An 8,138-nucleotide genomic window follows, 5' to 3' on the forward strand; every position below is an offset into this window, starting at 1 on the left:
TTTGGCTGTGCTTCTCGACGGTCCGGCAACCACGTCGGAGGTGTGCGTTGCCACCGGCATTGGCTCCAAGAGCGCCGGCTCTCTCCTCGCCTCCGCCCACAAGCAGGGGCGAGTGTTGAAGCGATGGTTCAAGAAATTCCACTGCGACGACGGTGACGATTACTCCGATGTGGTGCTTTGGGTGCTTCCCGAGCACGCCGCGGCATGGCCCGAGCAGGAGCGTGCGTGATGGGCGAGTTCCACATCAGCAAGGCCCTCGTGCGGGCGCTACGCTGACTGGCTCACGGACAGAAGGGGTTGGATGAAGAGGCGTACCGCGCGCACGTGCGCGCCGTTGGGTGCGAAAGCACCCTCGACCTCACCCGGTCTCAGCATCAAGCACTGCTGCAGCGCCTGTTCGCGCTTCCGGATAGACAGGCCAGCACGAGGCAATGAATGCCACGACCGACCAGGGGGACGCGTACGGGTTCAAAGCCCGCTGGATGGCAGAGAAAAACCGCGAGGCCGCCGATGCAGCGCGCGTCGCTTACAACTTCCCGCCCTCAGTACGAGAGGAACGGGTGAACTACTACCTGGCCGAGGCTGACCGATGGGATGCCATCGCCGACCGGGCGCAACATGGAGATCGAAACAATGTCCGATAAGGAACCCGAGCGCCTGCTCACAATTCACAGCGTCTGCGACCAGGCCGGGGTGCGCACGTCCTACATCTATGAGCGGATGAAGGAGGGCAAGTTCCCGAAATCGATCCGGGTTGGCAGGCGCGCCATGTGGTTGCAGTCGGAGATCCAGAGCTGGATTCGCCAGCAGGTCGAAGCAAACCGAGGTTCGCAGCCGGGAGGGTAAGTGGGTGGGTAGATAATGCCGAGGCAAGAAAAAGCCCCTATTTCTAGGGGCTTTTTCATGTATCTGGCGGAGAGGGGGGGATTCGAACCCCCGAGGCGCTATAAACGCCTGCCTGATTTCGAGTCAGGTACATTCAACCGCTCTGCCACCTCTCCAGATGGTCCCGGCGAGCCGGGCTGCGAATGATAAGGGGCTTCGGCCAAGCCGACAAGCGCTTTTTCATCATCGAACCGATCAACGCCACGTCCGGCAACCTTTCCCGCAGCTGGCTGGCCCCCTGCCGCCGCTTGCCGTACACGTCCATGAACGCGATGATGCGGATTCTCCATACGCCGCGCCCTTCCGGGCACCCATGATCGAATTCGGACACCTCAGCCACGTCGGCCTGCGCCGCCAGCTCAATGAAGACACCTATTACGGTGACGGCGAGCTGGGCCTCTGGCTGGTCGCCGATGGCATGGGCGGGCATGCCTGTGGCGAGGTCGCCAGCGCACTGGCACGCGAGACCATCGTGCGCGAAGTCCGCAACGGCACCGCGTTGGCCCAGGCCATCCGCATCGCCGACGAGGAGATCATCCGCACCTCGCGCCGTCGCAACGACAGCCTGCCGATGGGCACCACCGTCGTGGCCGCGCGCGTGCAGGGCAACCGCTTCGAGGTGGCCTGGGTCGGCGACAGCCGCGCCTACCTGTGGCGCGACGGCAAGCTGGGCCAGCTCAGTCAGGACCACAGCTACGTGCAGGAGCTGATTGCCCAGGGCACGCTCACCGCCGAGCAGGCCCGCGCCCATCCACACCGCAATGTCGTCACCCAGGCGCTCGGCGTCACTGATCCGGCCCACCTCAACGTCGCCACCATGACCGGCGAACTGCGCCCAGGCATGCAACTGCTGCTGTGCAGTGACGGCCTGACCGAGGAAGTGGACGACCGCAGCCTGGCCGAAACCCTCGGCCACGCCGACTGCAGCGCGCAGGAATGCGTGGACATGCTGGTCGCTGCCGCGCTGGATGGCGGCGGCTCGGACAACATCACCGCCATCCTCGTCCGCTGCCACTGAGGCAGCGGCTCCCGGCCTCAGGCCGGTTCGGGTTCCGGCGCGCGTTCGCCATCCCACCAGGCGTGACCAGCCTTCTTGCGCAGCTTGGCCAGGCGCGCCTCATGCGCCTCCAGCTCCGATGCCGTGGCCACCACCCGTGGCCGCGGCAGCAGCACCGAAGCGTCGAAGGCCTGCATCGTGCCGGCGGCACTGGCCTTCTCCGCCTCGGGCTGGCCGAAGCCGATCTCTTCCTGGCCGGAGGTCAGCGCGATGTAGACGTCGGCCAGGATCTGGGCATCGAGCAGGCCGCCGTGCAGTTGGCGGTGCGAGTTGTCCACGCCCAGGCGCTTGCACAGCGCATCGAGTGAATTGCGCTGGCCCGGGAAGCGTTCGCGCGCCATCGCCAGGGTGTCGGTCACCGTCACCCGCTCGCTCAGCCGGCCCTTGCCGGCCAGCACCATCTCGTTCTCCAGGAAGCCCATGTCGAACGAGGCGTTGTGGATGATCAGCTCGGCGCCGTCCACGTAGGCCAGGAACTCATCGACGATTTCGTCGAAGCGCGGCTTGTCGGCCAGGAAGTCCAGGCTCAGGCCGGTCACTTCGGCCGCGCCGGCCTCGAAGTCGCAGTCCGGCTTCATGTAACGGTGGAAGTTGTTGCCGCTGGGGCGGCGCTCCAGCAGCTCCACGCAGCCGATTTCGACCACGCGGTTACCTTTCTTCCATTCCAGGCCGGTGGTTTCGGTATCAAGGATGATCTGGCGCATGGCCTACCTCAGTTGCTTGCGGCGCCATCGCGCACGCGGATTGCTGCATCGCGGGCCAACTGGTCCACGCGTTCGTTGTCAGGGTCACCATTGTGGCCCTTCACCCAGCGCCACTCGATCTGGTGCCGCTGGGTGGCGGTGTGCAGGCGCTCCCACAGGTCGCGGTTCTTCACCGGGTCGCCGCCGGCGGTCTTCCAGTTGCGCCGCACCCAGCCCGGCATCCACTCGGTGATGCCCTGGCGCACGTACTGCGAGTCGGTCTGCAGCATGATGTTGCACGGCTCGCTGAGTGCCTCCAGCCCAGCGATGGCCGCCATCAGCTCCATCCGGTTGTTGGTGGTGTGCGCTTCGCCGCCGCTCAGTTCGCGCTCGTGCGCCTTGTAGCGCAACAGGGCCGCCCAACCGCCCGGCCCCGGGTTGCCGAGGCAGGCGCCGTCGGTATGTATTTCGATTGACTTCATGTAGTTCCGTAAGTTGTTCAGGTCACGACCGGCCGCGACCAGCCTGCACGGCTGGCCTTGATCGGCCCGATCAGCGCCTCGGTGCGCTTCTCCGCCTCCAGCACGCACAAGGCGCGCAAGGCCGGCAGCCCGTTGCCCGGGGCATCGGCGGCCTGGCTCCACAGCGGCCCGTAATACTGCACGGTCTGGCAACGGATGCCATGCCGTTTCAGCAGCACGCGGCTGCGCGCCATCGAGGCCGGCCGCGCGCCCTGCCACTGCCAATGTGCCCGGTACGGGCTGTAGCGGTTGAGCAGCGTCATCCACAGGCGTCCGCCGGGCATCAGCACCCGCGCGCACTCGGCCAGCAAGCGGTCCAGGTCCTCCGAGGCCGCGTGCTGGATCACGATCGCGTTGAGGCCTTCGGCCGGCAATGGCAGCGGCAGTCCGCAATGCAGGTCGCCGAACCAGTGCCCGCCGTTGCCCACCCGGTGCAGGCGCAATCCACGTCCCGCCGGACCGTTTTCGGGCCGCCATGCCGCATTGGGGGACAGCCACAGCCAAGGCTGTGAAGGCACGCCCTGCAGGCGCTGGAGCAGGTGCCGGTGCTCCCAATCCCGCATCGCCTGCGCCCCGGCCATCTCAAACCAGGGCGAGACTGCAGCTTGACGGGGGGACGGGGCGGCAGGCATTTTCCAATTCTATGCGACTGACCGCCCTGCCTGCATTCCAGGACAACTACATCTGGGCGCTGCAAACGCCCGACGATCGCGCTGTTTTCGTCGACCCGGGCGAGGCCGGGCCGGTGCTGGAGGCTGCCGCCCAGGGCATGCAGCCTGCCGCCGTCCTGCTCACCCATCACCACGACGACCACATCGGCGGGGTGGCCGAACTGCGCCGGCAGTGGCCGCGCCTGAGGGTGTTCGGCCCCGTGGATGAACGCATCGGCCTGGAACATGAACAGGTGGCCAATGGCGACCGGGTACAATTGTGCGGCTTCGACCTCTCGGTGATGGCGGTACCCGGCCACACCCGAAGCCACATCGCGTACTTCGGCCACAACCACCTGTTCTGTGGCGACATGCTGTTCAGCCTGGGCTGTGGGCGCATGTTCGAAGGTACGCCCGCCCAGATGCTGGCCTCGCTCAAGCGCCTGGCCGCCCTGCCCCCGCAGACATGGGTCTGCTGCGGGCATGAGTACACGCTGGCCAATGCCGTGTTCGCGCGGCATGTCGATCCCACCAACGCGGCATTGCAACGCCGCCAACAGGAAGCCTTGGACATGCGCAGCCGTTCCCGTCCCACCGTTCCCGCCGTACTGGCCAACGAACTGCAATGCAATCCCTTCCTGCGCACGGGCGAAGCCGTCATCCGTGACGCCGTCGCCGCCCACCTGGGCCAGTTCCCGGCCGACGAGGTGGACGTATTCGCCGGATTGCGGCGCTGGAAAGACGGTTTCCGCGCGTGAAGCGGGGCAGCCTCTCCCTGGTGCTCGGGCTGTTGCTCGGCGCCAGCGCCGCCGCCAGCGCCCAGTCGCTCCCCGCCGGCCTGAGCCAGAACCTGGCCACCGCTGCGGCCCTGCCGCTGGACCCGAACTCCCTGCCGCCTGCCACCACCCGCAACGGCCGCGAGATCTTCAGCAACTTCCGCGAAGGCCTGGCCGCACCGCAATGCGATGCCGAAGCCACCAGCCCGCGCTGGCGCAAGCAGTTCGCGCATGCGCCGAGCCGGCTGGGCAACATCGACGACGACGCCCTGCCGCTGTTCGGCTACGTGGTCGATGAACTGCGCAGCGCCGGCCTGCCCACCGAGTTCGCCCTGATCCCGTTCGTCGAGAGCGGTTACCGCCCGGGCGCCCGCAACAGCAGCGGTCCGGCCGGCCTGTGGCAGTTCATCGCCACCACCGCGCGCAACCACCGCGTGCCGATGGAGGGCGGCTACGACGGTCGCCTCTCGGCGGTGGACTCCACCCGTGCCGCGGTCCGCTACCTGAAAACCCTGCACGGCATGTTCGCCGGGGACTGGGAGCTTGCGGTGATGGCCTACAACGCCGGTGAGTACCGCATCCTGCAGGCCCTGCGCCGCGGCGGCATGAACGCACAGAATGCCGACGCCAGCGCCCTGCCCGGCCTGTCCCCGATCACCTATTCCTACGTCGAGAAGCTGCATGCGCTGGCCTGCGTGCTGGAGCAGGCCGAAGGCGAACCCGACCTGATGGCCGCCCTGGATCGGCCGGTTCCGATCCTCAAGGGGCACACCCTGCCAGCCAACACCTCGCTGGCGGCCTGGTCGGCGCAGAACGCGCTGGACCCGGCCCGCATCGCCCGCCTCAACCCGGCCCTGACCGCCGCCCGCTCCGGCACCACCGTGCTTGCGCCGGCCCTGGCGGGCGGCGCCGTGGACGTCCCGGTGCTCGCCGCCGCCGAACCTGCGCCCGCCGCAACACCAGCACGCAACGCGCCGGCCGCTCCGCGCGCGGTTGCTTCGGCCAGCAGCAGCGCACGCCGCCACACGGTCCGCAATGGCGAATCGGCCTGGTCGATCGCCCGTCGCTACGGGATCCCGGTCAAGGCCTTGTTGTCGTTCAACAACCTCGATGCGCGAGCCGTCCTCAAGCCCGGCATGGTGCTGCGTTACGAAGAAGCGCGATAAGCCGCGCCGCTCCGATTGCAGAACGCCCGGCAACGCCGGGCGTTCTTTTGTCCGGCTTCGCGCCCTTGGGCGCGAAGCGGATCATCCCTGATCGAAAGCAGCGCCTTGCGGACACGGCAATGCGTTTACCCGCCTCGGTAGTCGCGGCGGCTTCGCGGTTGAAGCCGCTCCTGCGACAGGCGTGCAGGCCCCACAAAAAAGCCCGGCCATTGGCCGGGCTTTTCGTCTTCATCCCTTCAGGGAATCAGAGCTGTGATTCCTGCACCTGCACCTTGAAGCGCTTGCGCATGCCATCGACGTAGGCCTTGGCCGCAGCGGCACCATCAATCTGGCTGAGCTGCTGCTTGAGCATGGCCTGCTGCTGTTCCGGCACTTCGGCGGGGTTGCCCGGGGTCACCTTGGTCACCGCGAACAACGCATAGCGACCATCCTCGAGCGCGACCTTGCCGTAGCTGGGCTTGTCGGCAGTCGGCGGCGCAGCGCTGAACACGGCACGGTTGGCGACAGCGCTGGGCATCGGCGCGTTGCGCGGCAGACCGGGGATCGGCATCAGCTGCAGCTTCTCCGCCTCGGCCAGCGCCTGCAGGGTCTGCCCGCCGTTCAACTTGGCCAGCAGTGCATCGGCGGCCTTGTTCGAAGCCTCCTCGACGCGGTGCTCGCGCACCGCAGCGATCACCTGGTCACGCGCCTTGTCCAGCGGAATGGCCTGCTCCGGCGTATGCGCGGTAACGCGGATCATCACGCTGTGGTTCGGTGCCAGCTCGATCGGATCGCTGACAGTGCCATCCTCGACCAACGCATCGGAGAACGCCGCCTTCAGCACCGCCGGGTTGGTGGCGATGCCGCTGGCGGTGGCGCGACTGAACGGCGCAAGGGTCTGCACCGGCAGCCCCACTTCCTTGGCCGCCGGCTCCAGCGCGGTCGGATTCTTGTAGACCAGGTCCACCAAGCGACCGCTCAGGTCGTTGAACGCACGCTCGGTGTCGGCCTGCAGCTGCTCGGCCGCCAACTGGTCACGTACTTCCTCGAACGGACGGCCTTCGCCACCCTTGATCTCGCGCAGCTTCAGCACGTGGTAACCGAACTCGGTCTTCACCGGCCCGACCACGTCGCCCGCCTTCATCGCGAACAGCGCATCTTCGAACGGCTTGACCATCACGCCCTTTTCGACCCAACCCAGGTCACCACCGGTGTCCTTGGAACCGGGATCCTGCGAATTGGCCTTGGCCAGTGCGGCGAAATCGGCCCCCGGCAGCTTGGCCTCGGCGGCCAGCTGGGTGGCCTTGGCCTCGGCGGCCTTCTGCGACGCCTCGTCGCTGCCGGCGCTGATCAGGATGTGCGAAGCCAAACGCTGGTCCGCCGACACGAAACGTGCCTTCTCGTCCTCATAGCGCTTGCGCAGCGTCGCCTCGTCCGCAGCAGCAGCTGGCGGCATCGCCGCCGCGTTGAGCTCCACGTATTCCAGCGACACCGTCTCCGGCTGCAGGAACTGCTTGGGATGGGTGTCGTACCACTGCTTGATCTCGGCATCGCTGACCGCGGCGGTGTCGGCCTCCGGGACCGGCAGCAGCGCGAACTCGGTGTCACGGGTTTCACCCAGCAGCTTCAACAGGCGCTCGCTTTCGCCCTTGGTGGTGAACCCCGACTGCGCCAACGCATTGGGAATGATCGACTGCTGCAGGCTGGTACGCACCAGCTGTTCGAACATGGCCGGCGTGCGCGGCGGGTTGCCTTGCGCCAGGGTCAGTCGGTACTGGTCGCCATCGAACTTGCCGTCGCGCTTGAACGCGTCGATGCTGTTGATGTAATCGCGCACTGCGGCGTCACCGACGACGATATGCGCATCTTCGGCGGCCAGGCGCACCACCTGCTCGTCGATCAGCTGGTCGAGCACGGCACGCTTGCTTTCGGTGGTCTCGAACTCACGCGGGTCGAAGTTGTCGCCCTGCATTTCGCGCGCCTGCATGCGCGCCTGTTCGAAACGCGTCCGGAAGTCCTCGACGCTGATCTCGTGGTGGTTCCACAGGAACGACATCGGCCACCACGACGGCGCCGAGCGCCACCACGACGGCGGTGCCGATACCTTGGCCACGTTCTGTGCGCCGACGCCACCGAGGTAGCTGTTGTCGATCACGAACAGGAACGGGATCATCAGCAGGCCCATGATCACGGTAACGATCCAGCCTGAGGTCTTGTCGCGAAGTTTCTGCAGCATGGGAAAAATCAGGGCCTATTGGCGAGCCGGGCAGTGTAACCCGCTTCCCCCTTGACTCCCAAACAAACCCTCCGCAGGCGGGCGGCCAAAGAAAAAGCCCCCGGCTTGCGCCGAGGGCTTTTGAGACAACTGGCGGAGCGGACGGGACTCGAACCCGCGACCTCCGGCGTGACAGGCCAGCATTC

Annotated in this window: 10 protein-coding genes and 1 tRNA gene; 5 read left to right on the top strand and 6 right to left on the bottom strand. The window is 66.9% G+C overall.

What is annotated here, in order from left to right; all coding sequences use genetic code 11:
• Positions 1-431 precede the first annotated feature (431 nt).
• Together ATCM_RS12690 and ATCM_RS12695 are read left to right on the top strand one after the other, a co-directional pair.
• Entirely contained in the window at positions 432-644 is a 213-nt protein-coding gene (locus ATCM_RS12690) for a hypothetical protein (RefSeq protein ID WP_132864869.1), read from the top strand.
• The gene (locus tag ATCM_RS12695; RefSeq protein ID WP_132864870.1) at positions 634-846 is read left to right on the top strand and encodes an AlpA family phage regulatory protein; all 213 of its coding nucleotides are present in this window, start codon (positions 634-636) and stop codon (positions 844-846) included. The genes ATCM_RS12690 and ATCM_RS12695 overlap by 11 nt, the downstream gene beginning before the upstream one ends.
• Before the next feature lie 64 nt (positions 847-910).
• Here ATCM_RS12695 and ATCM_RS12700 read toward each other — a convergent pair.
• Positions 911-1,001 (bottom strand) — tRNA-Ser (locus ATCM_RS12700).
• A complete protein-coding gene (locus ATCM_RS12705; protein ID WP_132864871.1) occupies positions 980-1,216 on the bottom strand; it encodes a hypothetical protein in 237 nt (78 codons plus the stop codon). The genes ATCM_RS12700 and ATCM_RS12705 overlap by 22 nt, the downstream gene beginning before the upstream one ends.
• Between ATCM_RS12705 and ATCM_RS12710 the strand changes: the two genes are divergently transcribed.
• Complete coding sequence (locus tag ATCM_RS12710) at positions 1,199-1,903, top strand: protein phosphatase 2C domain-containing protein (RefSeq protein ID WP_132864872.1); 705 nt, start codon at positions 1,199-1,201, stop codon at positions 1,901-1,903. The two genes, ATCM_RS12705 and ATCM_RS12710, sit on opposite strands and share 18 nt — an antisense overlap.
• A 17-nt stretch (positions 1,904-1,920) precedes the next feature.
• On the opposite strand, the gene dnaQ is transcribed toward ATCM_RS12710, so the two are convergent.
• Genes dnaQ through ATCM_RS12725 form a run of 3 tightly spaced genes read right to left on the bottom strand, consistent with a single transcriptional unit; the run spans position 1,921 to position 3,589 of the window.
• The gene (gene dnaQ / locus ATCM_RS12715) at positions 1,921-2,646 is read right to left on the bottom strand and encodes a DNA polymerase III subunit epsilon (protein WP_132864873.1); all 726 of its coding nucleotides are present in this window, start codon (positions 2,644-2,646) and stop codon (positions 1,921-1,923) included.
• 8 nt (positions 2,647-2,654) lie between these two features.
• Positions 2,655-3,107, bottom strand: coding sequence for a ribonuclease HI (gene rnhA, locus ATCM_RS12720; protein ID WP_132864874.1), 453 nt, complete (start codon positions 3,105-3,107; stop codon positions 2,655-2,657).
• 17 nt (positions 3,108-3,124) lie between these two features.
• Positions 3,125-3,589, bottom strand: coding sequence for a class I SAM-dependent methyltransferase (locus ATCM_RS12725; protein WP_243694013.1), 465 nt, complete (start codon positions 3,587-3,589; stop codon positions 3,125-3,127).
• A 200-nt stretch (positions 3,590-3,789) separates the two neighbouring features.
• On the opposite strand from ATCM_RS12725, the gene gloB reads away from it, so the two are divergent.
• Together gloB and ATCM_RS12735 are read left to right on the top strand one after the other, a co-directional pair.
• On the top strand, positions 3,790-4,554 hold the full coding sequence (gene gloB / locus ATCM_RS12730; RefSeq protein WP_132864876.1) for a hydroxyacylglutathione hydrolase: 765 nt from the start codon (positions 3,790-3,792) through the stop codon (positions 4,552-4,554).
• On the top strand, positions 4,551-5,738 hold the full coding sequence (locus ATCM_RS12735; protein ID WP_132864877.1) for a lytic transglycosylase domain-containing protein: 1,188 nt from the start codon (positions 4,551-4,553) through the stop codon (positions 5,736-5,738). The genes gloB and ATCM_RS12735 overlap by 4 nt, the downstream gene beginning before the upstream one ends.
• A 244-nt stretch (positions 5,739-5,982) precedes the next feature.
• On the opposite strand, the gene ATCM_RS12740 is transcribed toward ATCM_RS12735, so the two are convergent.
• Entirely contained in the window at positions 5,983-7,953 is a 1,971-nt protein-coding gene (locus ATCM_RS12740; protein ID WP_132864878.1) for a peptidyl-prolyl cis-trans isomerase, read from the bottom strand.
• Positions 7,954-8,138 lie beyond the last annotated feature (185 nt).

The organism is Stenotrophomonas sp. ATCM1_4, from assembly GCF_004348115.1.
Classification (GTDB): Bacteria; Pseudomonadota; Gammaproteobacteria; order Xanthomonadales; family Xanthomonadaceae; genus Stenotrophomonas; species Stenotrophomonas capsici.